A 26496-nucleotide genomic window follows, 5' to 3' on the forward strand; every position below is an offset into this window, starting at 1 on the left:
TCATATCTAGATAAAGCGGCTCATATGGCATCCTCGGACCCTGACGAACTCGACGACCCGTTCTCGGTACTCGTGTCCGTTCTCCAAGAGCCCGAGCAGATGCGAAGCCAACTGCCGCGTATCGTCAGCCTGTTCGAGGACGACGACCGCCGCGTGCGCCTCTCGGCGGCGTGGGCCTGTACAGCCATCGCCAACGAACTCGAAGACGAGGACACGATAGCCTATCTCATCCGGCGATTGAGCGACCGACTGGACGAGGAACACGTCTCGCTGGAACTGACGACGACACTCGATTACCTCTCGACGCGGTATTCCAAACAGGTCGAGCAGGTGCTTTCACAACTCCACGAAGAAGAGCGCGAACGTGGGTCGATACCGCTCCCACAGGTCGGAAACTTCACCCGCAGCAGCTACTACAGTACCGAACCCTCACGGGACGGGATGGGACGGACGAAAATCGCCGGCAGCGACACCGACGACGACCCGAGAAGTGCCTACACCAACTCCCAGCGCGAGGACACCGACCAGACCCGGCGCGTGAGCGAAGACGACACGGAAGAGACAGAAGACGGCAGGGAACGTGACGAGCAATCGACGGACGACAGCGAGGAGGGGGGTGGACCGTCGACTGACGACGACCAGGAGGAGGCGTTCGGCGCGATGGGCGAACAGCGAACCGCCATCACCGGCATCGCCACGGCGAGTCGCTTCGACAAGTTACACCTGCTGGCGTCCCGTCGACGACAGCGGTACGCAGACGTCTACGACGCGCTCGTCGGCCGGGGCAGCGAGGAGGAAGCGGTCGCTCTCCGTCTCTTTCACGACCCGCCGGACGCGTCCGACCGGGTTGAGTTCGTCGCTCGAATGCGAACACAACTCACCAGATGGGAAGCCGTCTCAGACCATCCCCACGTCGTCACGGTTCTCGACTGGGGAATCGACCCAAAGCCGTGGCTGGCGACGCGCTTTGCGGGCGAGCCACTCGCGGAATCCGAATCCATACCCGCGGGCCGGGTCTTCGACGACGCAATCGGCCTCGCCGCCGCAGTGTCGCATCTCCACGCCAGCGGTGTCGTCCACGGCGGTATCGACCCGGGGAACGTCGCGTATCCCGACGACGTCATGGGCAGTGACACACAACAACAGCCGTTGCTGGACAACGTCGGACTGATGAACGCGTTCCGCTATCACTTCGAACCGGCGCTGCATCTCGACCCCCGCTATGCCGCGCCGGAGTATTTCGACAGTCAGTACGGTGGCATCGACCACAGGACCGACATCTATCAGCTGGGCGCAGTCCTCTATTACCTGTTTACCGGGCAGCCACCGTACACCGGGGAGTTCGAACAAGTCAGAGAGGGTGTCCTGACAGAGGAGCCGACAGCTCCAAGCACTATTCGAGAGGACGTCCCAGCGACAGTCGACGAGATAATCAAGAAATCGATGGCGCGGGACAAACTCACGCGATACGAAACTGTCGAACATCTCGAGCAGGACCTCGTAGGCATCCGGAGGAGGGGCGAAGATGGTTAGCTTCGGCCTCTACAACATCGAGGGGAACCCCAACCTGACGTTTATCTTCTTTATCGCGTTGACGATACTCACCGTCATCGGCCTGCGGTTTGCCTACTACGCCTACCGGAACCGGACGGCGACATCGATTGGCACGCAGGTACCCATCTGGAATCACCTGCTATACGCCGGTGCATTGACGACCGTCTTCGGCGTCGCCGGCATTCTCGAAATCGTCAGCTCCCTCCAGTTCCCGTACAAGCGCGTCGCACTGTTGGGCGCGACGCTGTGGTTCGCGTTTGCAATCAGGCAAATCCACGCCACAGCGACGAGTGCCGACGGCGGCGGGTCCCGTGCACGTCCCCTCGAACGCGTCGCGAGAGTGGCATTTGTCGTGGTTGTCGTCGTCCTGGCTGCGTTGCTGGTGCAGTCCGGGCAGTCGACTCTCACCGCCGCTGTCGAGAGCATCAGTGCGATTGCGTTCCTGGGGTATGGTGTCGTGTTCTATCAGGGCCAGGTGTCAAACACCAGGCTCCAGGGCACGATGCTCGACTCGCTGTTGCGCCACTTGCTCCCGGTTCTTATGTTCGCCGCGCTGACGAGTATCGTCAACCTCGCAATTCCGTTCGGTCTGGACCGTATCGTCGTGTTGCACGTCGAGGTGGTCTTTATCATCATGACCGCGACGGCGTTGATGACTGGGACGATCAAACTCCGGCAGAACCTCGCCAGCCTCTGAGTGTCGGTGTGGGACGAATCTCTAGCTGCGACGAGACAGAACTATTGGGGTCGCAATCACAGACAAACGTATGCAGGCAGTCCGCTATCACGAACACGGTGGCTCCGACGTGTTGCAGGTCGACGACGTCGACCGACCAGAACCAGCCGACGACGACGTCCTCATCGAGGTAGAGGCAGCGGGTGTCAACCCCGTCGACACCTACTTTCGCGAAGGGGCCTACGAACCGGCCAGCCTGCCCTGGATTCCTGGCTCCGACGTGGCTGGCACTGTCGCGGCGGTCGGCGAAGACGTGACCGACTTTGCTGTCGGCGACCGCGTGTTCGGGACCGGGCTCGGGAACTCGAGACAGGGAACCTGTGCCGAATACGTCGCCGCGCCGACGGACCTGCTAGCCCATCTGCCCGACGGGGTCGACTTCGTCACGGGCGCCGCGACGGCGCTGGTCGGTGTCACGGCCTGGCAGACGCTCGTCGACGCGTGTTCGATTCGTCCGGCTAACACCTGTCTGATCCACGGCGGGAGCGGCGGCGTCGGCCACGTCGCCGTCCAGTTGGCCGCGGCGTCGGGCGCGACGGTTACGACGACGGCATCGACAGGGTATCACGACCGCCTCCGGGAACTCGGTGCGGACACTGTCCTCGACTACCGTCGCGACGACCTCGACGAAGCGGTCGTCGACGCCGGGCGGCCGGACGTCATCCTGGACCACCGGCTCGACGAGTACCTCTCGTTCGACACCGACGTGGCCGCCCACGGCGGCAACATCGGCGCAATCGGCAACGAGTCGCTCTCGGCGACCTTCGAGAACGTCCCGCAGTGTCGCAGCAAGGCGCTCTCGGTCCACCACGTCAGCATGTTCAACACGCCCGACATCAGCTACGTCCTCTCGAAGCTCGCGACGCTGATGGCTGACGGCAACCTCTCGAGTGTCGTCGCGCGGCGCTACGCACTCGAAAACGTCGACGAGGCCCACCGCGCCGTCCTCGAAGATAGCTACCTCGGGAAACTCGTCGTCGAACTCTGAGCGGGCGTCGTCGTTGTTCGCCGTCACTACCAACGTTCGGATAGTTCCCGAATCCGGCCAACGTTTTATCTTCTCTGCGAGCGACATGACAGGTATGACAGTCTCGTTTGACTTCAGCGGCGACGTGGTACTCGTGACCGGCGTCGGCGGCGCGCTCGGGAGCGCCGTCGCGGAGGCGTTTCTCGACAGTGATGCGACCGTCTGTGGGGCCGACCTCGTTGACAGCGAAAGCGAGGACTTCCTACTCGATGACCCCGAGCGAATCGATTTCTACCAGGGCGATTTCACCGACGAAGCGGAGGTCAAAGCAGCTATCGAGAATATCGTCGACGCACACGGCGGACTCGATTATCTGTGCAACATCGCCGGGACGTGGCGCGGCGGCAGTCCCGTCGACGAGACCGACGTCGAGACGTTCGATTTCCTGTTCGACGTGAATCTCAAGACGATGTTCCTGGCGACGAAACACGCCCTGCCACATCTTCGGGCGCGCGAGGGGGCGGTCGTCAGCGTCTCCGCCCGGTCCTCGCTGGAAGGTGGGGAGGGTGACGCCATCTACCGGGCGACGAAAGCCGGCGTACGCATCCTGACCGACTCCGTCGCCGAGGAGAATCTCGGGTCCGTCCGCGCAAACGCCGTCATGCCGAGTGTCATCGACACGCCGATGAACCGCGAGATGATGCCCGATTCAGACTTCGATACGTGGGTCGACCCTGCCGACATCGCCGACGTGATGCGGTTTCTCTGTAGCGACGCCGCGAGTGTCACCAGCGGCGCGGCCGTGCCGGTCTATGGTGAAGCCTAGTTGACTGCTACCGGCAGAAATCACCACGTTTTAATCGGTCTTTATAGTAACCAGCGGTATGAGCGAGCGTGAAACGTGGGCGACTCGAATAGGCTTCCTCCTCGCTGCCATCGGCAGCGCGGTTGGACTGGGAAACATCTGGCAGTTCCCGTTCAAGACGGCGACCAACGGGGGCGCAATCTTCGTTCTGGTCTACCTCGTGGCCGTCCTCGTCATCGGGCTCCCGACACTGCTGGCGGAGTTCGTCGTCGGGAGGCGGACCCGCGCGAACGCCGTCGACGCATTCGAGAAACTGGGATACAGAAACTGGCGTATCGTCGGCGCGCTCGGCGCATTCATCGGCTTCTGGATTGTCAGCTACTACAGCGTCGTTGGCGGGTGGGTCGGCCGCTACATCATCGGGAGTGCCCGTGGCGCGTACTTCGATGCGCCGGCCGAGTACTTCGGCGCCGTCTCGGCCGGCCCCGACGCCATCCTCTTTCACGCACTCTTTATGGCTATCACCGTCGCTGTCGTCGCTTTCGGTATCGAGGACGGCATCGAGAAAGCCACGAAAGTGATGGTCCCCAGCATCGTCGTGTTGATGATTGGGCTGGCAATCTGGGCGGCGACGCTCGGCGGTGCGGCTGACGGATACTCCTACTTCCTCAACCCCGACTTCAGTCAGTTGGCCGGCAACGCCGGTGAAATCATTCCGTTTGCCGTCTCGCAGGCGTTCTTCACCCTCTCGCTCGGGATGGCCATCATGATAACGTACTCCTCGTACGTCGACGAGGACACGAGCCTCTTCGTCGACGGTGGGGCGATTGTCGTGACGAACACGCTGGTCGGCATCCTCGCCGGCCTGGTCGTGTTCCCGATTCTGTTTGCGAACAACATCGAGGCGAGTACCAGCGGCCCGGCGGCTATCTTCGTGGCGATGGCAAGCGCGTTCAGCCAGGTGCCGGGCGGGCGCATCCTCGGTGTCGCCTTCTTCGCAGTGGTTCTCATCGCGGCACTGTCCTCGGCAATCTCGCTAATGGAAGTCATCGTCTCCTGGGCGACAGACCACTTCGCCGTCTCGCGACCGGTGGTGGCCGGCGGTATCGGCACCGCGCTGTTCGTCCTCGGGCTCCCGTCTGCCTGGGACACCGCCTGGCTTACCTGGTTCGACAATCTGGCGTACAAACTGCTGCTTCCGACCTCTGTTCTCCTCCTGCTGATTTTCGTCGGCTACATCCTCGGCCAAAACGCCATCTCGGAGCTGGCGAAGGGAAGCTCTCTCAGGAGCGTCGGGCCGATCTGGCTGTGGACGATTCGAACCATCGTCATCCTCTCTGTGATCGTCACGCTCGTGCTGGGTATCGAAACGCTGCTCGCAGGTGATTTCCTGGGACTGGAATTCATCGGCGAGGACCCACCACTCGTGCCCCCGTTCTGACTGGCTAACTCGGCTTTCCCACCCGCGCTGTCGGGACCGACTGTGAACTTCCATGACATTCGATTATCGTCGTAGCGTCGGCTGGTCTCACGATTGACATGCCATGGATAGTCGACTCGATTCAAAGACCAGTGTCGAGTATCCGGAATCATCTATGCGGAGCCGGGTGCAAACAGGCGAGAGAGGACCAATCTTGTCCTGGCGGGTTCTTCCCCGCGCTTTTCGACAGCTAACGATGCCGAGTGTCTCGATTACAGAATCCTTTTTAGCTCGGTACTGCTTGCATCTGCCAATGAGCGTCGGGAGGAAGCACCAATGACGATGGACGAACGTATCGAGGAGTTGCGCGAAATGCGCCGCGAAGCCGAACTCGGCGGCGGCCAGGACCGCATCGACTCCCAACACGAGAAGGGGAAGATGACTGCGCGCGAGCGCATCGACTACTTCCTCGACGACGGCACCTTCACGGAGTTCGACCAGTTCCGGACTCACCGGTGTCACAACTTCGATATGGAGGAAAAAGAAGTCAAAGGCGACGGCGTCGTCACCGGCTACGGTGACGTCAACGGCCGGACGGTCTTCGTGTTCGCCCACGACTTCACCGTCTTTGGTGGCTCGCTTGGCGAGGTCTTCGCCGAGAAAGTCACCAAGGTGATGGACAAAGCCATGGAGACCGGCGCGCCCGTCATCGGCCTCAACGATTCGGCCGGGGCACGCATCCAGGAAGGCATCGACTCGCTTGCCGGCTACGCGGAAATCTTCCACCGCAACCAGCAGGCAAGCGGCGTCATCCCACAGATTTCGGCCATCATGGGGCCGTGTGCCGGCGGTGCGGTCTACTCACCCGCCATCACGGACTTCATCATGATGGTCCAGGACACCAGCCACATGTTCATCACGGGGCCGGACGTCATCGAGACGGTCACCGGCGAACAGGTCGGCTTCGACGAGCTCGGCGGGGCCAGCACCCACGCCTCCGAATCCGGCGTCTCTCACTTTACGGCCGCCGACGAGAAGGAGGCACTCGACGACATCCGGCACCTGCTCTCGTATCTCCCACAGAACAACGTCGAGGACCCACCGCGGGTCGACCCGTGGGACGACCCCGAACGGGAGTCGGCCAAATGTGCCGACATCGTCCCCGACCAGCCACAGAAGCCCTACGACATGACCAACGTCATCGACGACGTGGTCGACGAGGGCTCCTTCTTCGAAGTGGCTGAGGCGTTCGCTCGGAATCTCGCCATCGGCTTTGCGCGACTGGACGGTCACGCCATCGGCGTGGTCGCCAACCAGCCGCGTGTCAACGCTGGCACGCTGAACATCGAGGCATCCATCAAGGGCGCTCGATTCGTGCGCTTCTGTGACGCCTTCAACATCCCCATCCTGACCTTCGTGGACGTGCCCGGCTTCATGCCCGGCACCGACCAGGAACACAACGGCATCATCAACCACGGCGCGAAGCTACTCTACGCCTTCTCCGAGGCCACTGTGCCGCTGATGACTGTCATCACGCGCAAAGCCTACGGCGGGGCCTACGACGTGATGTCCTCGAAACACATCGGCGCAGACGTCAACTACGCGTGGCCGAGTGCAGAAATCGCCGTGATGGGACCACAGGGCGCAGTCAACGTCCTCTACAGCGACGAACTGGAAGCGGCCGAGGACGCAGAACAGCGTCGGCAAGAACTCATCGACGAGTACCGCGAGGAGTTTGCCAACCCCTACACCGCCGCCGACCGCGGCTTTGTCGATGACGTACTCGAACCCAAGGAGACGCGCGCGCAGTTGATTCAGGACCTCGAGATGCTGCGCTCGAAACGCAAATCACAGCCAGACAAGAAACATGGCAACATCCCACTCTGAGATGGCCGACGACTCGACACTCTCGCTGTCGACCGAGGGCGGGACGCTCTCGATTCCACCGACGGCGACACCGGCCGAAGCCGCTGCGATTGCCGCGGCCATCGGCGCACACATGCGTGACCAGCGGATGGCTGCGGCGGCCGCCGCGGCCGAGGAACCGGTCACCTGGGACGGCACACGCTGGGAGTTTGCCGGCCGTATCGAGGGGCTGTCTGGCGTCTCGCGACGGGTTCCACGAGAGGCACCGACCGACGAATGGACTGCAGCAGGACGCATGGAGGGACTCTAATGACAGGATTTGACAAAGTGCTCGTCGCCAACCGCGGCGAGATTGCGGTGCGCGTGATGCGCGCCTGCGAGGAACTGGGTATCGACACCGTCGCTGTCTACAGCGAGGCGGACAAACACGGCGGGCACGTCCGCTACGCCGACGAAGCGTACAACGTGGGACCGGCCCGCGCGGCCGATTCGTATCTCGACCACGACGCAATCATCGACGCCGCACAGCAGGCCGACGCCGACGCCATCCACCCCGGCTACGGCTTCCTCGCGGAGAACGCCACGTTCGCCGGCAAGGTCGAGGAGGCAGAGGGCGTCCAGTGGATCGGCCCGTCCAGCGGTGCGATGGAGCGACTCGGCGAGAAGACGAAAGCCCGCCAGATTATGGACGGGGCAGACGTCCCAATCGTTCCCGGGACGACCGACCCGGTTCAAGAGAGCGACGAAGTCGTCGAGTTCGGTGAAGAATACGGCTTCCCCGTCGCTATCAAGGCCGAAGGCGGCGGTGGCGGCCGCGGGATGAAGGTCGTCCGCTCGGCCGACGAAGCCGAGGACCAACTGGAGAGCGCACAGCGGGAAGGCGAGGCCTATTTCGACAACGATTCGGTCTATCTGGAGCGGTATCTGGAGAACCCGCGGCACATCGAGGTCCAGATTGTCGCCGACGAACACGGCAACGTCCGCCACCTCGGCGAGCGTGACTGTTCGCTCCAGCGCCGCCACCAGAAGGTCATCGAGGAAGGCCCCAGTTCCGCACTCTCGGACGCACTCCGCGAGCAAATCGGCGAGGCCGCCCGTCGCGGCGTCGACGAGGCCAACTACACCAACGCCGGAACCGTCGAGTTCCTCGTCGAGGAGGACATGGACCGCGAGGACGGCGAAGTGCTCGGGCCGGACACGAACTTCTACTTCCTGGAAGTCAACACCCGCATCCAGGTCGAGCACTGCGTGACCGAGGAAATCACCGGCATCGACATCGTGAAATGGCAGATCCGGGTCGCTCAGGGCGACGAAATTACCTTCGACCAGGACGACGTGGAAATCGACGGCCACGCGATGGAGTTCCGAATCAACGCCGAGAACGCCGCCGACGACTTCGCGCCCGCGACCGGCGGCACCCTGGAGACGTACGACCCGCCGGGCGGTGTCGGCGTCCGCATGGACGACGCGCTCCGGCAGGGCGACGATCTGGTGACCGACTACGACTCGATGATCGCAAAGCTCATCGTCAGCGGCGAAACCCGCGAGGAGGTCATCGAGCGGGGCAAGCGCGCACTCGGCGAGTTCGACATCGAGGGTATCGTGACGGTCATCCCGTTCCACCGGCTGATGCTCGACGACGAGGCGTTCGTCACGGGCACACACACCACGAAGTACCTCGACAACGAACTCGACCCCGAGCGCATCGACGAGGCCCAGGAGCAGTGGGGCACCGAACAGGCAGCCCCGAGCGACGACGAGGAAGACGTGACCGAGCGGGAGTTCACCGTCGAGGTCAACGGCAAGCGCTTCGACGTGGAACTCGAAGAGCGCGGTGCGCCGGCCATCGACGTCGACGCCGCTGCGGGAAGCAGTGGCGGTAGTCAGCCCCGACCCGACCAGGCAGGCCCAAGCGACGACGACGGGGGGAGCGCCGATATCAGCGCCGACGGAACGACCGTCACGGCCGAGATGCAGGGCACGATCCTGGACGTGAACGTCGAGGAGGGCGACGAGGTCGACGCCGGCGACGTGTTGCTGGTGCTCGAAGCGATGAAGATGGAAAACGACATCGTCGCCGAGGCGGGCGGCACCGTCTCCGAAGTCGCCGTCGGCGAGGGCGACAGCGTCGACATGGGCGACCTGCTGGTCGTCATCGAGTAACGCGAACAGTCGGGCTTTTTTGCTGTCGCCGACAGTCGAGGAGTATGCAACAGACGCGCTGTGCCGTCCTCGATGCGATTGCTGACGGTCCGGTCGCGGGCCCCACTCTGGCCGAGCAACTCGACGTGTCTCGCGCCGCAATCTGGAAACACATCGAGACGCTCCGCGAGGAGGGCTTCGAGATAGCCAGCAACGACGACGGCTACGAACTCGTCTCTGTCTCCGAATTCGGCGCCACAGCAGTCGAGTTCGGCCTGGCTGCCCCGTTCGAAATCGAGTACCACGATGCCATTCCGAGCACGAACGAGCGCGCCCGCGAACTCGGGAGTGCGGGCGACTCGGACGTGGCCGTCGTTGCCGACGAGCAGACCGGCGGGAAGGGCCGTCTGGACCGCGCCTGGTCCTCACCGAGCGGCGGCATCTGGCTCTCGATTCTGCTTCGGCCGGACGTCCCGCCTGCACACGCCCCTGCGTTCACGCTCGCAGCGGCCGTCGCGACGACGCGTGCCGCTCGTGAGGCTGGCGTCGACGCCCAGATCAAGTGGCCCAACGACGTCCTCGTTCCTGCCGGTGACACAGGTGAGACCGACAAAAAGCTCGCCGGCATCCTCACCGAGATGGAGGGAGAGGCCGACCGCATCTCGTGGCTGGTCGTCGGTATCGGAATCAACGCGAACGTCGAGGTGGACGACCTGCCGGCGGAGACAGCGGCGACGAGCATCCGTGCCGAGGTCGGCGACGTCGACCGGCGGGTGTTCGTCCAGCGGCTCCTAGAGGAGTTCGACGCCCTTCGGGCGGACCTCGACAGTGTCGTCCCAGCGTGGCGCGAGTACGCCGCGACGCTCGGACAGCGCGTCCGTATCGACACGCCCGGCGGGGAGGTAATCGGAGAGGCTGTCGACGTTACGTTCCCGGGGACCCTCGTCGTCGACACCGACGACGGGCGCATCGAGGTCACTGCCGGTGACTGTGAACACCTGCGTCCGGCAAGCGACGGGAGCGAAGCGTCGACTGACGGCGACCAGGCGAATTAATCTGCGGCGTCGACGCGAACCGTCATCACTGGGACCGGCGCTGAGCGAACGACGCGCTCGGCGACGCTGCCAAGGAGGATGCGGTCCATCCCCGACCGGCCGTGGGTCCCCATCACGATGAGGTCACACGGATGCTCCTCGGCGTAGGAGGTGATTTGGCGGGCGGGTGACCCTTCCACGAGGTCCGTCTCGATGGTGGCTTCGTCGGCCCGGCGTTCGATTTGCTCTAGTGCCGTCTGTCCCTCCTGTGTGAGCGCCTGGCTGACCCCTTCCATCGAGGCCTCCATCGGGACGTCCCGCAACGACGCCGTGTCGGCGACGTAGAGTCCGTGCACAGTCGCATCGTGTTCGGCTGCGAGCCCGGTCGCGTGGTCGATGACTGCGTCCATCCCGGCACCACCGTCTGTCGGCAGGAGAATATCGTCGTACATGTCAGATAATTCAACCCCTCCCCACTTAGTAGTCCGGCACCGGGGGGTCAGGTTGCCGGGGTGAGCAGGTCTTTGACGTCGCCGATGCCGGCCCGGCGAACGACTGCTCGGACGATGTCTTCGGCACCCGAAAGATTGTTCGACCCACCGTCGAGGACGAGCAAGCGAGCGTCACGGCCTTCGGCGACCAGTCCACAGTCGAGTCCACCGACCGCTGCCCCGTTGACCGTCGCCATCCGGAGCACCTCGGTGGCAGTCACGTCGAACAGTTTTGCGGTAAACTCCATCTCGCGGAACATCGAGGGGCTGTTTGTCATCACGTTGTCAGTCCCGAGCGCGACGGTCGTCCGGTCGAGAAGTTCTCGAATCGGAGGACGGCCGACGTCCGTGACGATGTTCGAGCGCGGGCAGACGACGACCGGCATCTCGTTGTCGGCCAGTCGTTCCAGGTGCACGTCACCCGCGTGAACCATGTGGACCAGAAAGTCCGGGTCGAGGTCCATCGCGGGATTGATGTCGCCGCTGTCGACTTCGCCGGCGTGGATGCCGAAGAGTTTGCCCGCGTCAGCGGTGGCGCTGCGCTCTGCCGAGAACTCCCCGTCTTCAGCACCGCTTGCGCCAAAGCCGTCGCTTCGCTCCATCGCGTCGATAGACTCCCGGCCGAGAACGACCGATTCGATGTCGACATCTGTACTCGCGGCTTCGAACTGCGCGACGCCCTCGACACCGCCCTCGCGGAACTCGATGCAGGCACCGGTTCCGGTCTCGCGCATAAAGCGGAGCGAGCGAGCCATCCCGTCGACAAGTTCCTCGCGGTCGGCCGCATCGAGCAGTCGGTGTTTCAGCCCGTCCGGTGGCGCGACGAGGGCTTCGAGTGAGAGGCCGCCGCCGGCTTCCTTCGCGATAGAATCGCCGATGTGCGTGTGGGCGTTGACGAACGCGGGGAGGATGATGTCGTCGCCGCGAACGTCGGCTTCTTCGACGGCCGTGATTTCACCGTCCTCGACGACGACCCGTCCGCGAATCGGGTCGAACTCGCGCCCGCGGAGGACGGTCCCTTCGAGAATCATATCCCGATTCACACGCCCGAGGAAGTTGAAATCACCGTTTGTCACCCCCGCGCCATCAGTCGAACTCGTCGAGCGTCGCGTTGATGCCCGGCCGAACGTCACGGACGAGCGCCCCATCGAGGTCGAGGCCGAGCGTGCGAATCGTCTGGTTGCCGACCCGCTCGCTGTGGTCGGCAGGTGCGTACACGCCGAAACGCCACTGGTCACGCTGGGCTGTCCTGAGTGCGCCAACCAGAGTCGACTGCTGGCCGAGTTCGCGTATCTCGCCGTTGACGAGCACGCGGGAACTGGATTCGGTCATCTCCGGCCGGCTCGGAACATCGAGGATGACCTCGTCGGGGTCGAGGTCCGCGCTGTCGGCGATGTCCCGCTCGAAATCCCGGATCGTCTCGTGGTCCGCGATGATGATGTCCTCCGGAACGGCGTCCATCTCCGCCCAGACCGCCCGCTTGTAGAGATTCCGGCGTTCGAGCCGGCGGGCATACTCCGCCGTGGCTTCACAGTCCCGTATCGCTACGTGGAGTGCGTGGTCGTCCATCCGGCGAAGCTTTTCGGCCGTCGTCGCGCCGGTTGCAAGCAATCCTTCCGCGGCGCGCCGGAGCATCGACTTGGCAATGCGAGCGACGTGGTGGGAGTAGACGGTGGGATTCATCAGCGCACGAGCGAGCAGGAGACTCTCGGCAGCCTGGACGTTCCCCTCGTCGAAAACGAGTTCGCCATCGACAAAGCGGAGTTCCCGGACGAGTCGGCCGTGGTCGATGGTGCCGTATGGAACGCCGGTGTGGTGGGCGTCCCGCACGAGATAGTCCATCCGGTCGACGTCGAGTTCGCCCGACACCAGTTGACCGAGTTGGCCGTCACCGGCGACGAGGTCGGCGATGCGGTCCGGATTGAGGCCGTGGTCGCTGAGAACGCTCGCCACTGCCCCGGAGCCGACGAGGTCGCCGATATCGTCGTGGTACTTCCCGGTGTGTCGGTAGATGAGACGCTCGATGTTGTGGCTGTACGGGCCGTGGCCGATGTCGTGGAGGAGCGCGGCCGCGCGGACGCGCTCGGCCTGCTGGCCTTCGATACCGAGATGCGAGAGCGCGCGGTCGGCAAGGTGAAAGACGCCGAGGCTGTGTTCGAAGCGGGTGTGGTTGGCGGAGGGGTAGACGAGGTCCACCGTGCCGAGTTGGCGGATGCGACGGAGCCGCTGGACGGGCGGCGTATCGAGCAGGTCACCTGCCACACCGGTCACCTCGATGTGGTCGTGGACGCTGTCCTTGATGGTAGGCATCACCGTGTGCTTGGGCGCCACCTGATAAAAGAGTCAGTGCGTGTGTCAGTCGAGGCTGCCAAGGAGGGCCAACACGTCGCCTTTCGTCGCGTTGCCATGGTCGACAGACTCCAACGGGTCCCGGCCCAGCTCCTGGACTGTCTCGATTGCCCGCTGTGGCGTGTACTCCCGGGCGGCGACAAGCCAGGCGGCCAGAACCTGCCCGGTGCGACCGATGCCGGCCAGACAGTGCACGACAACGGGCTCGTCGGCCGCGTCGGCATCTCTGAGGAACGGCAACACCTCCGTCTGGAGTGTGTCGGGCGAGAGCAGATGATGGTCTGGAACCGGCGCATGCAGGACGCGTTGCGGGCCGAAGGCGTCCTCGTAGCGGCCGACGTTCGCGTCGCTTGCATCGAGTTGGCGGCCAGTCAGGAGACAGCAGACGCGTTCGATGCCCGCGTCGTGCATGAACGCGAGCCACTCGTCGATAGCAACATCGTGGTCGGCAGCCGTGTGCCAGCCCGGAGCGCACGCGCCGTAGACGACCGCCTCGTCCGCTGCTGCAGGGGCAAACCGATAGGCGTCCGCTACCATCGGGCCGGAAGTCCTCATCGAGATGAGAGAAACGGCCGACGAACTTCAGTGTATAGGCGCGGTTCTCACATTTGAAACTATCACTGACACTGGCTCCGAGACGATGGTTTATCAGACCGGGTTCCCGTACGGTGTGTATGGTGACGTTCCTGTCCGGCGGGACGGGCACGCCGAAACTCGTCGCCGGGGCCGACGCTGTCTTTCCCTCCGAAGAGACGACGGTCGTCGCAAACACGGGTGACGACGTCGAACTCGGCGGCGTGCTGGTCTGTCCGGACCTCGATACGGTCCTCTTTCTCGGCGGCGACGTCCTCGACCGGGAGCTGTGGTGGGGCATCGCCGGCGACACGGCCGAGACACACGACGAACTGCTCGCACTTGCCGACTGCGCGGGACTCGACGGTGGCCCCCGTTATCTCCCCGCTGAGGCACAGACGAGCGGCCGCGAGATAGCCCGCTGGCGGCGCTTCTCTGGCGTCGCGGAGTTTATGCACATCGGCGACCGCGACCGGGCCGTCCACGTCACACGAACCGGACTCATCGACGAGGGTGAGACGCTGACCGACGTAACCAAGACGCTCGCTGATGCATTCGACCTCGACGTGGACCTGCTACCGATGAGCGACGACCCGGTCGCGACGCTGGTCCACACGCCGGAGGGGCCGATGCACTTCCAGGAGTTCTGGGTCGCACACGACGGCGAGCCGACCGTCGAGGACGTGGAGTTTCGCGGGAGCGACGCTGCGGCCGCCACGGACGCGGTCCGGACCGCACTCTCAGAGCCGGTCGTCCTCGGTCCGTCGAACCCGGTGACGAGTATCGGCCCGATGCTGGCCGTCGACGGCATCGAACAGGCACTCGCCGAGACGCCTGTCGTCGCTGTCTCGCCGTTCGTCGAGGACCAGGTGTTTTCGGGGCCGGCCGCGACGTTGATGGAGGCCGTCGGGCTGGACCCCTTGACGGCCGGTGTCGCCGACGCCTACCCGTTCGCGGACGCGTTCGTCCTGGATACAGAGGACGGGACCGACCTCGACCGTCCGGTCGTACGGACCGACACGACGATGGACGACGAGGCGGACGCCGAGCGGGTCGCACGCGCTACAGACGAGGCTCTGGAGGTGGTATCCTGATGTTCGAGCCGCGCGTCGCGCTGGCGAGTCTGAGCGGCGAAGCCGACGCTGCATGGGCAACACAGGCGGCTGAGCACGCTGGCGCGGCCTTCCTCGGTGGTATCGCACTCGACGGCCCCACTCGCGAGGCGGCCCGGCTGCTGGTCGAGCGCGACCGGACCGAGTTTCTGCCGGCCGACCCCGTCTCCTTCGTCGACGAGCAACTCTCCGCGCTCGAGGACGTGCCGATACGCGCCGGGTTCAACGTCAGAACGACCACGCTGGGCCCACTCCGGGACGCCGCAGCAGTCTGTGCCGACCACGAAGCTATCCTCGAAATCAACGCCCACTGCCGGCAAGACGAGATGTGTGCCACCGGTGCCGGCCAGTTGTTGCTCGCAGACCCCGACCGACTCTGTGAACAGGTCCGTGCCGCTGCCGGGGCGGGTGCGACAGTCAGCGTCAAACTCCGGACCGAAGTGTCGGGCGTCGACCTGTCCGAGGTTGCAGCGGCGGCCGAGGACGCTGGCGCGGACGTGATTCACGTCGACGCGATGGACTCGGAGTCGGTGGTCGGAGACGTTGTCGAGGCGACACGCGCGTTCGTCATCGCCAACAACGGCGTCCGTGACGAACGGTCGGTGCGTGAGTATCTCGATTACGGCGCGGACGCGGTCAGCGTCGGCCGACCGAGCGACGACCCGGCAGTGGTGGCCAGGGTCGAAGCGGCGACGACGGCGTATCTCGAACGAACCGAATCGAGCGGACGGCCAGCGCGCTCACAGAAACAAGAGGGGCACTCGTGAGAACGACGACGGAGAACGGAGAGCTTGCACTACTCCTGGAGGTGTCGGGGACGCCAAAGCCCGGCAACGTCGACCGACACCGGGAGTACGACGACCTGCGATTCGAGCACTTCGTGACGGGCGCGGTGTGTGCTCGCGAGGGCCTCCAACTCGCCGCGGACGGCACGGCAGTCGGCGAAGCGTTCCGGCGGGCCGTTGCCGGCATGAGCCAGCAGTCGGGTGGGAATACCCAGTTTGGCGCGCTGCTCGTGGTGACGCCCCTGGTGCGTGCTGCTGTCGCTGACGAGCTCACGCCTGCGGGGACGCGGACGATTCTCGAAGAGACCACCGTCGAAGACGCCGCGAAGTTCTACGAGGCCTTCGAGTACGTCGACGTGGCCGTCGATGACCCACCGGACGGGATGGAACCGCTCGACGTGCGACGAGGTGCCGACGCAGTCCCGACGCTCCGGGCGCAGGAGATTACGCTCGAAGACCTGATGGAACGCAGCGCAGACCGAGACGGCGTCGCCGCGGAGCTGGTCAACGGCTACCCCCGGACGTTCGAGGCGGCAGCGGCCATGCTCGACGGGACGGGACCGGTCACCGACCGTGCGGCGAGGGCGTATCTCGACTTGCTGGCCGACGAGGTAGATACGTTTGTCGTGACCAAACACGACCGCGAAACGGCCGAGAAAGTCCGCCAGCGAGCCCAGGCAGTCCGTGACGGGGAAGAAGACGTCGACACCTTCGCCGACGACCTGGTCGAGCGAGGAATCAACCCGGGAACCACGGCCGACATCGTCGCCGGCGCGCTCTTTGTCGCCCTAGAGCGGGGGCTGGAGGTCTGACCGTGGCCGAGTGGCCAGTCGACCGCGACGGCGTGGTCGAAACCGTCGTGACGACGCTCGGGCCGAACGACCGCTGGAACGTGGCCGCACTCGGTGTGAAGAGGCTGGAGACCGCCGGCCCCGCTCGCGCCCGAACCTGGGGACGGACGCGAACCTGGCGGAATTTCCGAGAACGGGCCAGTGGCTACGTCCAGTTCACCCGGGACCCACTCGATTTCGTGGATGCCGCACTCGCCGTCCGCGAGGAAGACGAGCCGATTCTCGACAGCGCCGACGCCTGGGTCGAGGTTCGCGTCGAGGCCGTAGCAACGGGCGAGGACGGTGGGACGATGTGGACCGACTGGAATCTGACCCCAGCCGACAGCGGCATCGAGGAAGAAGTTGTCCCGACAACGAACCGCGGCCATGCGGCCGTCATCGAGGCAACGGTCGCCGCCTCGCGACTCGACGTCGACGCGTACGACACCGACACTCTCCGAAGGCGGCTGGACTACTTCGAGCGCGTCGTCGAGCGTGCCGGTGGGGAACGCGAGCGGGCCGCAATCCAGCGAGTACGGGCGTTGACCGACGGCTGGTAGGTCCTCGCCGTCGCCGCGGACTATCGAACCTTTTTAGAGGTGCCCTCGGCTACGTGCGTGCAACGATGGCCATCAAACCCGCCTACGTCAAAAAGACCGGACGACTGCTGATGGAACGATACCCGAAGGCCTTCTCGACGGACTTCGAGCACAACAAGGACCTGGTCGATGAACTGACCAACATCGAATCGAAGGGTGTACGGAACCGCATCGCGGGCTATGTCACCCACAAGCAGGGCAGTACCGTCGAAGCCTGATTTTCTAGTCGTTCTCCGCCTCGTACGCACAGGTGTCCAGCCCCAGCACCGCGTTGACACCACAGAACTGCGTGGCGGCGTTGAGGAGAAGGCCGGCGCTGGCAATCATGCCGAATACGGCGAATAACTGCCGGTCTGTCACCGCTGCACCGACAGCGATAGCGAACAGCACCACGCCAAGCAGGACTCGGGCCAGTCGGTCGTAGCCGCCGACGTTGCGCATCTGTTCGGGGACGGGATTCAACGACGCCATACCACGCATTGGGATTCCGCACAAAAACCGGTTTCGCGGCGTGCTGTGGGCGTTCGACCGTTCGAGACGACTGCGCGCCGAGTGCAACAGTGCGAGTTGTTTCCAAACAGTTTTGACCGGGCCTCGCCCTACCACCGTCTATGACAGTACAAGCAGGAATTCTCGGTGCGACAGGTGCCGTTGGACAGCGACTGATTCAGCTCCTCGAACCACACCCAGAGTTCGAAATCACCGCCCTGACCGCGAGCGGCGACAGTGCGGGCAAAACCTACCGCGAGGCCGCCAAGTGGCGCATCAACATCCCGATTCCGGAAAGCGTCGCTGAGATGACCGTCCGGGAGACGTCCCCCGACGACGTTCCCGACGACCTCGACATCATCTTCTCGTCGCTGCCATCGAGCGTGGGCGAGCGCGTCGAACCTGGCTTCTGTGAGGCCGGCTACGTGGTCTCCTCGAACTCCTCGAACGCGCGGGCAGACGACGACGTCCCACTTACCATCCCGGAGGTCAACGGCGACCACATCGACCTCCTCGAAGTCCAGCGCGACGAGCGCGGCTGGGACGGCGCACTCGTCAAGAACCCCAACTGCTCGACGATTACGATGGTTCCGCCGCTCGCGGCGCTCGACGACGCCTTTGGCCTGGACCGAATTACCGTCTCGACGCTGCAGGCTGTCTCGGGTGCGGGCTACTCCGGTGTCACGTCGATGGAGATTATCGACAACGCCATCCCGCACATCGGCGGCGAGGAAAAGAAGATGGAGACCGAATCCCGGAAACTGCTCGGGGAGTTCGACGGCGCAGAAGTCCAGTGGCACGACGCCCGCGTCGATGCCTCCTGTAACCGGATTCCGACGCTCGACGGCCACCTCGAAAACGTCTGGACCGACACGGCCGAGGACGCCACCGTCGATGCCGCCATCGAGGCACTCGAATCGTACCCGACGATGGACCTCCACTCCTCGCCGGACCAGTTGGTCCACGTCTACGAGGAGCCCGACCGGCCACAGCCGCGCCTGGACCGCGACAAAGAGAACGGCATGGCAATCGCCACGGGCGGTGTCCAGTCGACCGACGGTGGCCTCCAGTTCAACTGCCTTGCCCACAACACGATGCGCGGCGCTGCGGGGGCGTCGATTCTCAACGGCGAACTCCTCCTCGAGAAAGGCTACATCTAGTACTTGTTCAGCGTCACGGTAAACACACTCCCGTCCGGCTCGTTGTCTTCGAGGACCACCTCCCCATCGTACATGTCGACGAGCGTGTCGACGAGATAGAGCCCGATTCCAGACCCGGAACTCGCCAGCCCCATTTCGCCGCGGCCGAACACCTCGCGTTTCTGGCTATCGGGGATACCCGGGCCGTTGTCGGCAACTTCGACCGAAACGGTCGCCTCGTGTTCTTCGACGTGAACGACGATTTCGGGGTCCGGTTTATCGTTGTGTGCCACCGCGTTGTTCAGGAGATTCCGAAACACCGACGAAAGGAGTTCCGTCGCGGCGACTTCGAGGCCGCTCGGAAGGTCACCAGTGAGCTCGATTGTTGCATGCTCGTGTGCCGACCGGGCCTTCTCGAGTTCGTTCGTGAGCACGCTCGAGAGGGTGATAGCGTGTAACTCCGGGTCGCTGTTGTCCTCGAGGACCGCGAGGAAATCGCCGACCGTCTCAGTGATGCTGGTGATGTGCTCGCCGGCCTCCAACATCCGGTCGAGGTGGTCAGCACCCGTCTCGTCGACGTGGTCTTTGAGTGAGTCCCCCCAGCCAAGAATGACAGCCACGTCGTTTCGGATGTCGTGGCGAACCACCTGGTTCAACAGAGCCAACTCCGCGTTCCGTTGCCGTAATTTCTGTTGCTGTTGTTCCCGCTGGCTCGCATAGCGGAGTGTCTGCTGGAGCAGTCGCGGGGTAATGTCGTCTTTGACGAGATAGTCCTGCGCGCCGTGTTCGACGGCTTCGACGCCGACCTGTTCGTCGTCGAGGCCGGTCAGGACCACGACCGGTACCAGTTCGCCGATTTCGAGCATCCGGTCGAGTGTCTCCAGTCCGGAACTGTCCGGCAAGCCGAGGTCGAGCAAGACGATGTCGATCTGTTCGTCGAATATCTCGATGGCGCTATCGAGGCGGTCGGCCTGTTCGATTGCTGGCGCAGTCCTGTCGATGTTCGGCCAGGACCGTTCGGTGATGTATTCTTCGATGAGGCGGGCGTCTGCTGGGTTGTCCTCGATCAGGAGGATTTCGGAGAGTGCTGTGTTATTCATTGGTTGGGTGGGTGACGTGCCGTGTCCAGAACTCGACTGCGGCGGCGACCATCCGAATGTACTCGTCGGGGTCTGGTGGCTTGGTTACGTAGGCATTTGCTGACGATTCGTAGGCGCGTTTGATGTCTTCGCGGTTCTCGGAACTCGAAACGATGACCACGGGGACGGTCTGAAATGCCGTCTCGTTGCGCACCGTCGCGAGTACTTCGAAGCCCGACTTGCCTGGAAGATTCAGGTCCAGCAATATCAAATCTGGCTGATCGTTCGGCGAGTCGGCACCGAGTGTCGTGAGCTGTTCGACTGCCTGCTGTCCGTTGCTGATAACTTCGAGGTCGAGGTCGGCGTCTGCTGTGTCGACGCCTTCTCTCAGCAGCCGGATGTCCGCAGGGTTGTCCTCGATAACGAACACACGAGGGAGCGAGACGTCTGCCGTTTGGTCAGTCATCTATATCAGTTCCTCCAGGGAGTGTCACGGTGAACGTCGAGCCCTCACCTGGTGCAGACTCGACAGAAATCTGGCCGCCGTGTCGGTCGACGACCTTCCGACAGATGGACAGGCCGATTCCCGTCCCGTCGAATTCTTCGCGGGTGTGGAGCCGCTGGAACACCTCGAATATCTCGTCCGTTTGGCCGTCTTCCATGCCGATTCCGTTGTCGGTTACCTCGAAGGTGACCATCCCGTCGTCGTGGCTGGCCCGGATGTCGACCCGCGGGGTGTCCGTATTGTACTTGATGCCGTTCTCGACGAGATTCTGGAACATCTGGACGAGCTGGCTGGGGTCACCGGTCACAGACAGGTCGGCCGTCGGCGTCGTGACGGTGGCATCCGTTTCCTCGATGGTCAGTTTCAGATTGTCGGTGACACGTTCAAACAGCGTCGGGACATCGACTGACTCGAACGACTGACCGCGCGTGTCGACTCGCGAATACGCCAGCAGTGCCTGAATCATCTTGCGCATCCGGTCGGCACCGTCGACGGCGAAGTCGATGAACTCGGTAGCGTCGTCGTCGAGTTCGTCCCCGTACCGCCGTTCCAGCAGCGTGAGGTAACTCGATACGGTCCGGAGCGGTTCCTGCAAGTCGTGAGAGGCTGCGTAGGCGAACTGCTCGAGTTCCTCGTTGGACTGTTTGAGTTTCCGCTGGGTCTCGCGCAGCACCGACTCCCGCTCGGCACGGCCCAGTGCTGCCTCGACTGTTGCCGACAGCACCTCAAGCAGACTCTGGTCCGTCTCCGAAAAGGCCTGCTGATCCGTCGAGCCAGCACTTAGCAGACCGTACTCTCCGAACGGGACGATGACTTCGGCCTGGAGGTCGGTCTGCTCGTCGTACAGGCCGTCGGTCTCTCCCAGGTCATCGTACACCCTGATTTCGCCGGCCTGGAATGCGTCGTAGGCCAGGGAGTTCCCCTGCTCGAGGGTCGGTTGCTCGGAAAAGAGCGCGTCGGCCTCGGCGGTCATACACTCGGGAACGAGCGTATCGGTCGATTCGTCGTACCACCAGACGCCGTTTTCAGGCATGTCGAGAACCGACTTCGCGCTCTCGACGGTGATGGCGGCGATTTCTTCCCGCGATGGCGCCGCCATGAGCTGTCTTGCCGTGTCGTTCATCTCCTGTAACTTCGTCTCGAAAGCGTCGCTGGTGAGTTCGTAGCTGACCCACTGGACGAGCAATTCGACGAAGGCACGTTCCGTATCACTGAACGCGTGGTCTCGGCTCGCCTGGTCTGCGAAACAGAGCGTCCCGTACTGGTCGCCGTCGACGACAACAGTTTCGCCGATGTAACAGCCGAGATCGAACCGTTCGTAGGCCGGGTCGCCGTCCCAGCCCTCGGCAGCGGCGTCCTGAATGTCGAGGACACTGTCCTGTTGGATTGTCTTTCGGCAGTACGACTCGGATTTCGGTGCCACTGCTCCGGTCTGGAGTTGCGGGTGAGAGCCGACAGCCTGGACCACTCGCTGTGTCTCGTCGTCGATTCGGGTCAGGAACCCGTACGGAAGTCCGAGCCGTTCGGTCCCGAGTTCGAGCAGCGCCGCGAGCTTTTCGTCGAACTCTCTCTCGGTCCCCGAGGCGATGTCCGTGAGTTCGCGAAGCGACCGCTCGCTCTCACGGAGTGTGGCTTCGAGGCGCTTTTGCTCTGTAATGTCGATGAGATAGCCGAGATAGTGCGTAATCTCGCCGTCGGTCCGAACAATCTTGGTGTTGTCAGTGACCCACCGTGTCTCGCCGGATGCAGTAATCATCCGGTAGGGCTCGTGACTGAACCGGTCGGTCGTTCCGTCGCTCTGTGTCTCGACTTCGTTTGCGACGCGCTCGATGTCGTCGTCGTGAACGAGGTCCGTGTATGGGACCTCGCCAGACTGGAGTTGCTCGGGCGTGTACCCGAACGTCTCGGTGACGTTCTCGGAGACGTACTCGACCGGCCAGCCCTCGCCGGTTTCCCATTTGAACACGACTGCCGGCCCCGATGCGAACATATCCCGTTCCTCTTCGAGCGCCAGTTCCGATTGCTTCTGGTCTGTGATGTCGAGGTGTATCCCGACGGCACGCGAGGGATTGCCCTCGCTGTCCCGTTCGACGACTTTGCCGACGTCCCGTATCCACTTCCAGTCGCCATCTTTGGTCTGCATCCGGTGTTCGCAGTCGTACAGCTCCGCCTCGCCGGCGATGTGTGCATCGAGTTTTTGTTCGACACGCTCCATGTCAGCCGGATGCACGCGCTGTTCCCACGTGTCGATATGGCCGTCGAGTTCCTCGAGTGAGAAGCCGAGCATCGCTGCCCACTGTTCGTTGAACGTGACGGCGTCTGTGTCCATATCCCAGTCCCAGATGCCGAGTTTCGCGCCTTCGACAGCCAGGTCGAGTCGCTCTTTGACATCGCGGAGTTCCTGTTCCCGTTGTCGGCGCTCGGTAATCTCCTGGAAGATGCCCCGGACACCGACGACCGCCCCGTCGTCGTCGAACTGCGGGTCCCCGACCGCTCTGACCCATCGAACGCGGTCGTCAGCGGTTACAATCCGGAGTTCGAGGTCGTACGGCTCGCCGTCAGTCGTCAACCGATCGAACGCGTCCCGTATCGTTGCCCTGTCCTTTGGATGGTAGAACTCGAATCCATCGTCCAGACTCACATCAGCGTCCGTCGGAAGGTCGTGGATACGATACACTTCGTCGGTCCAGGTCACCGTCTCTGCGGTCAAATCCACTTCCCAGCCGCCGATGGAGGCACTCTCCTGTGCTTTCTCGATGAAATCACGGCTTCGCTTGAGTTCCGCTTCGCGTGCCTTTCGGTCGGTAATGTCACGGTCGACGGCGATGAAACGCTCTGACCCGTTGACGTCTACCTTGTTGACCCAGACCTCGACGGGGAAGGTCTCGCCGTCTTTCCGCTCGTGTTCCCCCTCGATTTTGAGCGTGTCGCCCTCTTCGAGTTGGTTCCACACTGCTTTGAGTTCTGCCCGGTCGATTCCGGACTCGAACTCCGAGACGTTCATCGAGAGGAGTGTCTCACGGCCGTACCCCAGTGTCTCGGTTACTGTTTCGTTCACGTCGAGGATGGTCCCTTCGGCGTCGTGGACGACAATTCCGTCGGGCGATTTGTCGAACAGGGCGCGGAGTCGCGTTCGCTGGCGTTCCAGTTCCTGTTCACGGCGTTTTTGCTCGGTAATATCCCGGTTCGTGCAGATGAGCTTCCCATCGTCGAGCAGGGAGAGTGTTATTTCCTGGTTGACGGCGGTTCCGTCGCGTGTGTGTCCAACCGTCTCTCCCCGCCACTCTCCGTCTTCTGCAAGTACCGGGAACACCTCTTCTTCGAGTCGCTCGACTTCCTGTTCTCCGTAGAGCTGTTGCCACTCACTCCCGAGGAGTTCCTCGGGGTCGTACCCAAAGATGTCGGCGTGCGATTGGTTCATGTAGACGTACTCGCCGTCGTCGAGAACGGCGATGCCGTCCATCGAAGCCTCCATCGCCTCCGCCTGGAGTTCGATTTCGGCGTCGCGCTCTTTGAGGCTCGTGATGTCGGTTGCGACACCGAGGACTGCATCTTTTTCGTGGTCGACGGGGTCGTATGGAATCTTCGTCGTCTGCAACACCAGTTCCTCACCATCGGCGGTCGTCAGTGGCTCCTCGGGAATCTGCTTGGGTTCCCCAGAGTCGATAACGGCGATGTCGTCTTCCCGGAACTGTTTTGCCTCCTCTTTGGACTCGGCGAAGTCAGCATCGGTCGCCCCTTCGAGTTCCTCGACGGTGGTCCCGTAGGCATCGGCAATCGCCTGGTTGGCCAGCAGAAACTCGCCGTCTCTATCCTTTGCGAACACCAGCTGTGGCAGCATATCGATGATCTGGCGCAAGCGCTCGCGATTCGCGGCCGCCCGCTCGCTGCTCCGCTGTCGGCTCAGTTCCTTCCCGACCCACTGTGCGAACACGCGCACGAGCGTCCGTTCGCTCTCGGAAAATGGCTTCTGGCGGGGTTGTTCCCCGGAGAAGTTTAGCGTTCCGTACAGTTCGCCCTCGACGACGACCGGTGCGCCGATGTAGGTGGGGGTCTGTTCGTGCAAGTTGGGGCCGTCGGGTTCGTCTTGACCACTACGCCCAGTGACGGCGAACAGTTCGCCCTCCTCGGCGATGCGGTCACAGTAATTCTCACTGACGGCGAAGCGGTCGCCCTGCTCGATTGTACCGTCGGACGCGCTGACGTGTTCGACAGCACACTCCTGACCCTGGTGGTTCGACAGCAGTCCCACATCGAGTCCAAAATGGGTGCGCCCCAGTTCGAGCAGTGCTTCGACCTGTTCATCGAAGCCGCGCTCCTCGTCGGTCGAGATCTCGTGGAACGTTCGGAGCGTGTCGTTGCGGGCTTCTATCGTCTGTTGGTATTCGACACGCGCGCTAATGTCTCTAATCGAACCGAGAAAGGCGAGGGTCTTGCCGTCGGGACCTTTGAGCGACGTGCCCAGCGTTTCGCCTTCGAACGTCGTGCCGTCGGCTCGAGCGTACTCCGTGATGTACGTCTCGTCGCGTTCTGGCGCGTTGACGTTGAATCGTTGCTCGCCCTGTCTCTCGTAGTCGTCGGGGTCCGCATAGAGGATTTCTGCCTTCTCACCGACCACTTCGCTGGCATCGTACCCGAACAGCCGTTCTGCGGCAGGATTGAACTCCGTTATCCGGCGGTCAGTGTCGGCGACCACGAGTGCATCTTCGGTTTCGTCGAAGACTGTTTCGAACAGCCGTCGCTTGCGCTGTAAATCGAGTTGGTCGCCGCGTTCGTCCGTAATATCGTAGAAACACGCCGTCAGACCGCCCTCTGTGGGATAGATGCGAACTTTGAACCAGCGCTCGGCTGTGTCGGCGTAGCTGTCAAACCTGACCGGGCGCTGTGTCTCCATCGCGTGTCGGAGTTTTTCCCCGATTTGCTCGCCTTCGATGGCTGGGACCGTCTCCCAGAGATTCGCACCGAGAAGTTCCTCCGGCGTGTGCTCCAGCATTGCCGCGGCCTGGTCGTTGACAAAAGTGAACTGCCACTCGTCGTCGAGGGCACACACCGCTTCGTCGACCCGCTGTAAGGCCTTGGTTGCTGACTCGTCTCGTAATGAATGTGTCTCAGTATCCGTACTCATTGCTGTCTCTGTAGGGTGATTCGTTCGAGCGTTTCGGGGTCGGCCGCTTCGATGTCCTCGCTGGTCGCATCGAGGTCATCGATACGTTCCTGAAGCCGCTGGTACTCTTCGCTCTCCTCGAGCGTCTGGGGCGAGCGTTCGGCTTCGAGTAGCGCCTGCTTCGACCTGAGCGCGAGGTACTCCTGTATCTGTGACCCGTACTCACGACGCTCGAACAGGTCGGCGACGACGTCCCGGAGTTCGTCTTTGAGGACGGGTTTGGTGAGATACTCGTCGAAGTTTATCTCGAGGACATCGAGGTTCGGTTCTTCGGCAGTGACCATGACGACGCGGATGTCGTACCCCTGTGTCCGAATCCAGTCGAGCACTTGCTCGCCGGAGAGCCCGGGCATCCGTCGGTCGAGGACGACGACACCGACGTCGGTGTCGAGACTCCCGAGTGCTTCCTCGCCATCGCTTGCCGTCCGAACAGTGTAGTCGTCCTCCAGCCAGGCTTCGTGCATTGTCAGGAATCGCTCGTCGTCGTCGGCAACGAGGACGACCTGTTCTGTGTCGGGGTTCCTGAGGTAGGTTTCGCCCCAGTCGGCAAGCGAGTCGATTATCCCGTCGAGTTCTTTGCCCCGTCCGGTCAGCGTGTAATTGACCCGCAACGGGCTCTGGCTGAGTTCCTCCCGCTCGATGATTTCGTACTCTTGGAGTTCCTCCAGTGCGTCGGTGAGCACCTTCGCAGAGACGCCGTCAAGCCGGTCCTCGATGTCGCTGTATCCAAGTCCGTCACTATCTGCCAGGCAGCGGACGACCGCAGGATGCCACTTCTTCGAGAGAAGTGACACGCTATCGAGAAGATACTCGGGTGCACTCGGTTCGTCGGGTGAGTGCCGGTTAGACATAAATTA

General features: G+C 63.1%; 24 protein-coding genes. 15 read left to right on the forward strand and 9 right to left on the reverse strand.

Translation table 11 applies throughout. From position 1 onward, the window contains the following. The first annotated feature begins 24 nt into the window (after positions 1 to 24). The 9 genes from QYL91_RS11730 to QYL91_RS11770 all read left to right on the forward strand — a co-directional run bounded on the left by QYL91_RS11730 (position 25) and on the right by QYL91_RS11770 (position 10545). Positions 25 to 1533 carry a serine/threonine protein kinase gene (locus QYL91_RS11730; protein ID WP_302080686.1) on the forward strand — a complete coding sequence of 503 codons (1509 nt, stop codon included), beginning with the start codon at positions 25 to 27 and terminating at the stop codon, positions 1531 to 1533. After that, entirely contained in the window at positions 1526 to 2251 is a 726-nt protein-coding gene (locus QYL91_RS11735; RefSeq protein WP_302080687.1) for a hypothetical protein, read from the forward strand. Before QYL91_RS11730 ends, QYL91_RS11735 begins: the two co-directional genes overlap by 8 nt. Positions 2252 to 2321: 70 nt before the next feature. Next, positions 2322 to 3278, forward strand: a complete 957-nt coding sequence (locus QYL91_RS11740; RefSeq protein WP_302080688.1) for an NADPH:quinone reductase — start codon at positions 2322 to 2324, stop codon at positions 3276 to 3278. 94 nt (positions 3279 to 3372) lie between these two features. Then, entirely contained in the window at positions 3373 to 4083 is a 711-nt protein-coding gene (locus QYL91_RS11745; protein WP_302080689.1) for an SDR family oxidoreductase, read from the forward strand. 58 nt (positions 4084 to 4141) lie between these two features. Beyond that, positions 4142 to 5503 carry a sodium-dependent transporter gene (locus QYL91_RS11750; RefSeq protein WP_302080690.1) on the forward strand — a complete coding sequence of 454 codons (1362 nt, stop codon included), beginning with the start codon at positions 4142 to 4144 and terminating at the stop codon, positions 5501 to 5503. Between the two features lie 321 nt (positions 5504 to 5824). Next, positions 5825 to 7369: an acyl-CoA carboxylase subunit beta gene (locus QYL91_RS11755; protein WP_417750577.1), complete on the forward strand. Its 1545-nt coding sequence runs from the start codon at positions 5825 to 5827 to the stop codon at positions 7367 to 7369. After that, positions 7350 to 7658 carry a DUF8022 family protein gene (locus tag QYL91_RS11760; protein ID WP_369685596.1) on the forward strand — a complete coding sequence of 103 codons (309 nt, stop codon included), beginning with the start codon at positions 7350 to 7352 and terminating at the stop codon, positions 7656 to 7658. Before QYL91_RS11755 ends, QYL91_RS11760 begins: the two co-directional genes overlap by 20 nt. Beyond that, positions 7658 to 9511 carry an acetyl-CoA carboxylase biotin carboxylase subunit gene (locus QYL91_RS11765; RefSeq protein WP_302080692.1) on the forward strand — a complete coding sequence of 618 codons (1854 nt, stop codon included), beginning with the start codon at positions 7658 to 7660 and terminating at the stop codon, positions 9509 to 9511. The genes QYL91_RS11760 and QYL91_RS11765 overlap by 1 nt, the downstream gene beginning before the upstream one ends. Positions 9512 to 9555: 44 nt before the next feature. Further along, positions 9556 to 10545 (forward strand): biotin--[acetyl-CoA-carboxylase] ligase, encoded by a 990-nt coding sequence (locus tag QYL91_RS11770; protein WP_302080693.1) that lies wholly within the window; start codon positions 9556 to 9558, stop codon positions 10543 to 10545. Here the strand turns inward: QYL91_RS11770 and QYL91_RS11775 are convergent. Genes QYL91_RS11775 through QYL91_RS11790 form a run of 4 tightly spaced genes read right to left on the reverse strand, consistent with a single transcriptional unit; the run spans position 10542 to position 13919 of the window. Continuing rightward, positions 10542 to 10976, reverse strand: a complete 435-nt coding sequence (locus QYL91_RS11775; RefSeq protein ID WP_302080694.1) for a universal stress protein — start codon at positions 10974 to 10976, stop codon at positions 10542 to 10544. The genes QYL91_RS11770 and QYL91_RS11775 overlap by 4 nt on opposite strands. A gap of 47 nt (positions 10977 to 11023) precedes the next feature. Then, entirely contained in the window at positions 11024 to 12046 is a 1023-nt protein-coding gene (locus tag QYL91_RS11780) for an amidohydrolase family protein (protein ID WP_302080695.1), read from the reverse strand. Between the two features lie 55 nt (positions 12047 to 12101). Further along, a complete protein-coding gene (locus QYL91_RS11785) occupies positions 12102 to 13325 on the reverse strand; it encodes an HD domain-containing protein (protein WP_302080696.1) in 1224 nt (407 codons plus the stop codon). 45 nt (positions 13326 to 13370) lie between these two features. Continuing rightward, on the reverse strand, positions 13371 to 13919 hold the full coding sequence (locus QYL91_RS11790; RefSeq protein ID WP_302080697.1) for a protein-tyrosine phosphatase family protein: 549 nt from the start codon (positions 13917 to 13919) through the stop codon (positions 13371 to 13373). Between the two features lie 119 nt (positions 13920 to 14038). On the opposite strand from QYL91_RS11790, the gene cofD reads away from it, so the two are divergent. From cofD to QYL91_RS11815, 5 genes are all read left to right on the forward strand, one after another. Continuing rightward, positions 14039 to 15031 (forward strand): 2-phospho-L-lactate transferase, encoded by a 993-nt coding sequence (cofD, locus tag QYL91_RS11795; RefSeq protein ID WP_302080698.1) that lies wholly within the window; start codon positions 14039 to 14041, stop codon positions 15029 to 15031. After that, entirely contained in the window at positions 15031 to 15816 is a 786-nt protein-coding gene (locus tag QYL91_RS11800) for a tRNA-dihydrouridine synthase (RefSeq protein WP_302080699.1), read from the forward strand. The genes cofD and QYL91_RS11800 overlap by 1 nt, the downstream gene beginning before the upstream one ends. Next, positions 15813 to 16646 (forward strand): triphosphoribosyl-dephospho-CoA synthase, encoded by an 834-nt coding sequence (locus QYL91_RS11805; RefSeq protein WP_302080700.1) that lies wholly within the window; start codon positions 15813 to 15815, stop codon positions 16644 to 16646. The genes QYL91_RS11800 and QYL91_RS11805 overlap by 4 nt, the downstream gene beginning before the upstream one ends. A 2-nt stretch (positions 16647 to 16648) precedes the next feature. Next, the gene (locus QYL91_RS11810) at positions 16649 to 17224 is read left to right on the forward strand and encodes a DUF447 domain-containing protein (RefSeq protein ID WP_302080701.1); all 576 of its coding nucleotides are present in this window, start codon (positions 16649 to 16651) and stop codon (positions 17222 to 17224) included. 65 nt (positions 17225 to 17289) lie between these two features. Continuing rightward, positions 17290 to 17481, forward strand: coding sequence for a 30S ribosomal protein S17e (locus tag QYL91_RS11815; protein WP_302080702.1), 192 nt, complete (start codon positions 17290 to 17292; stop codon positions 17479 to 17481). 4 nt (positions 17482 to 17485) lie between these two features. Here QYL91_RS11815 and QYL91_RS11820 read toward each other — a convergent pair whose 3' ends face one another. Then, entirely contained in the window at positions 17486 to 17734 is a 249-nt protein-coding gene (locus tag QYL91_RS11820; protein ID WP_302080703.1) for a YgaP family membrane protein, read from the reverse strand. Positions 17735 to 17874: 140 nt separating this feature from the next. Between QYL91_RS11820 and asd the strand changes: the two genes are divergently transcribed. Further along, positions 17875 to 18912 (forward strand): aspartate-semialdehyde dehydrogenase, encoded by a 1038-nt coding sequence (gene asd, locus QYL91_RS11825; protein ID WP_302080704.1) that lies wholly within the window; start codon positions 17875 to 17877, stop codon positions 18910 to 18912. On the opposite strand, the gene QYL91_RS11830 is transcribed toward asd, so the two are convergent. The 4 genes from QYL91_RS11830 to QYL91_RS11845 are packed head-to-tail and all read right to left on the reverse strand — an operon-like array spanning position 18909 to position 26490. Next, positions 18909 to 19991: a hybrid sensor histidine kinase/response regulator gene (locus QYL91_RS11830; protein ID WP_302080705.1), complete on the reverse strand. Its 1083-nt coding sequence runs from the start codon at positions 19989 to 19991 to the stop codon at positions 18909 to 18911. The two genes, asd and QYL91_RS11830, sit on opposite strands and share 4 nt — an antisense overlap. Beyond that, positions 19984 to 20436, reverse strand: a complete 453-nt coding sequence (locus QYL91_RS11835) for a response regulator (protein ID WP_302080706.1) — start codon at positions 20434 to 20436, stop codon at positions 19984 to 19986. Before QYL91_RS11835 ends, QYL91_RS11830 begins: the two co-directional genes overlap by 8 nt. After that, the gene (locus QYL91_RS11840) at positions 20429 to 25600 is read right to left on the reverse strand and encodes a PAS domain S-box protein (protein WP_302080707.1); all 5172 of its coding nucleotides are present in this window, start codon (positions 25598 to 25600) and stop codon (positions 20429 to 20431) included. Before QYL91_RS11840 ends, QYL91_RS11835 begins: the two co-directional genes overlap by 8 nt. After that, complete coding sequence (locus QYL91_RS11845) at positions 25597 to 26490, reverse strand: winged helix-turn-helix transcriptional regulator (protein ID WP_302080708.1); 894 nt, start codon at positions 26488 to 26490, stop codon at positions 25597 to 25599. The genes QYL91_RS11840 and QYL91_RS11845 overlap by 4 nt, the downstream gene beginning before the upstream one ends. Positions 26491 to 26496: the final 6 nt, after the last annotated feature.

Source organism: Salinibaculum rarum (assembly GCF_030505615.1).
Taxonomy (GTDB): domain Archaea; phylum Halobacteriota; class Halobacteria; order Halobacteriales; family Haloarculaceae; genus Salinibaculum; species Salinibaculum rarum.

Excerpts from the sequence above, each read along its gene's own strand:
- QYL91_RS11730 (WP_302080686.1), top strand. The coding sequence starts at position 25 with ATGGCATCCTCGGACCCTGACGAACTCGACGACCCGTTCTCGGTACTC.
- QYL91_RS11735 (WP_302080687.1), top strand. The coding sequence starts at position 1,526 with ATGGTTAGCTTCGGCCTCTACAACATCGAGGGGAACCCCAACCTGACG.
- QYL91_RS11740 (WP_302080688.1), top strand. The coding sequence starts at position 2,322 with ATGCAGGCAGTCCGCTATCACGAACACGGTGGCTCCGACGTGTTGCAG.
- QYL91_RS11745 (WP_302080689.1), top strand. The coding sequence starts at position 3,373 with ATGACAGTCTCGTTTGACTTCAGCGGCGACGTGGTACTCGTGACCGGC.
- QYL91_RS11750 (WP_302080690.1), top strand. The coding sequence starts at position 4,142 with ATGAGCGAGCGTGAAACGTGGGCGACTCGAATAGGCTTCCTCCTCGCT.
- QYL91_RS11755 (WP_417750577.1), top strand. The coding sequence starts at position 5,825 with ATGGACGAACGTATCGAGGAGTTGCGCGAAATGCGCCGCGAAGCCGAA.
- QYL91_RS11760 (WP_369685596.1), top strand. The coding sequence starts at position 7,350 with ATGGCAACATCCCACTCTGAGATGGCCGACGACTCGACACTCTCGCTG.
- QYL91_RS11765 (WP_302080692.1), top strand. The coding sequence starts at position 7,658 with ATGACAGGATTTGACAAAGTGCTCGTCGCCAACCGCGGCGAGATTGCG.
- QYL91_RS11770 (WP_302080693.1), top strand. The coding sequence starts at position 9,556 with ATGCAACAGACGCGCTGTGCCGTCCTCGATGCGATTGCTGACGGTCCG.
- QYL91_RS11775 (WP_302080694.1), bottom strand. The coding sequence starts at position 10,976 with ATGTACGACGATATTCTCCTGCCGACAGACGGTGGTGCCGGGATGGAC.
- QYL91_RS11780 (WP_302080695.1), bottom strand. The coding sequence starts at position 12,046 with ATGATTCTCGAAGGGACCGTCCTCCGCGGGCGCGAGTTCGACCCGATT.
- QYL91_RS11785 (WP_302080696.1), bottom strand. The coding sequence starts at position 13,325 with ATGCCTACCATCAAGGACAGCGTCCACGACCACATCGAGGTGACCGGT.
- QYL91_RS11790 (WP_302080697.1), bottom strand. The coding sequence starts at position 13,919 with ATGAGGACTTCCGGCCCGATGGTAGCGGACGCCTATCGGTTTGCCCCT.
- cofD (WP_302080698.1), top strand. The coding sequence starts at position 14,039 with ATGGTGACGTTCCTGTCCGGCGGGACGGGCACGCCGAAACTCGTCGCC.
- QYL91_RS11800 (WP_302080699.1), top strand. The coding sequence starts at position 15,031 with ATGTTCGAGCCGCGCGTCGCGCTGGCGAGTCTGAGCGGCGAAGCCGAC.
- QYL91_RS11815 (WP_302080702.1), top strand. The coding sequence starts at position 17,290 with ATGGCCATCAAACCCGCCTACGTCAAAAAGACCGGACGACTGCTGATG.
- QYL91_RS11820 (WP_302080703.1), bottom strand. The coding sequence starts at position 17,734 with ATGGCGTCGTTGAATCCCGTCCCCGAACAGATGCGCAACGTCGGCGGC.
- asd (WP_302080704.1), top strand. The coding sequence starts at position 17,875 with ATGACAGTACAAGCAGGAATTCTCGGTGCGACAGGTGCCGTTGGACAG.
- QYL91_RS11830 (WP_302080705.1), bottom strand. The coding sequence starts at position 19,991 with ATGAATAACACAGCACTCTCCGAAATCCTCCTGATCGAGGACAACCCA.
- QYL91_RS11835 (WP_302080706.1), bottom strand. The coding sequence starts at position 20,436 with ATGACTGACCAAACGGCAGACGTCTCGCTCCCTCGTGTGTTCGTTATC.
- QYL91_RS11840 (WP_302080707.1), bottom strand. The coding sequence starts at position 25,600 with ATGAGTACGGATACTGAGACACATTCATTACGAGACGAGTCAGCAACC.
- QYL91_RS11845 (WP_302080708.1), bottom strand. The coding sequence starts at position 26,490 with ATGTCTAACCGGCACTCACCCGACGAACCGAGTGCACCCGAGTATCTT.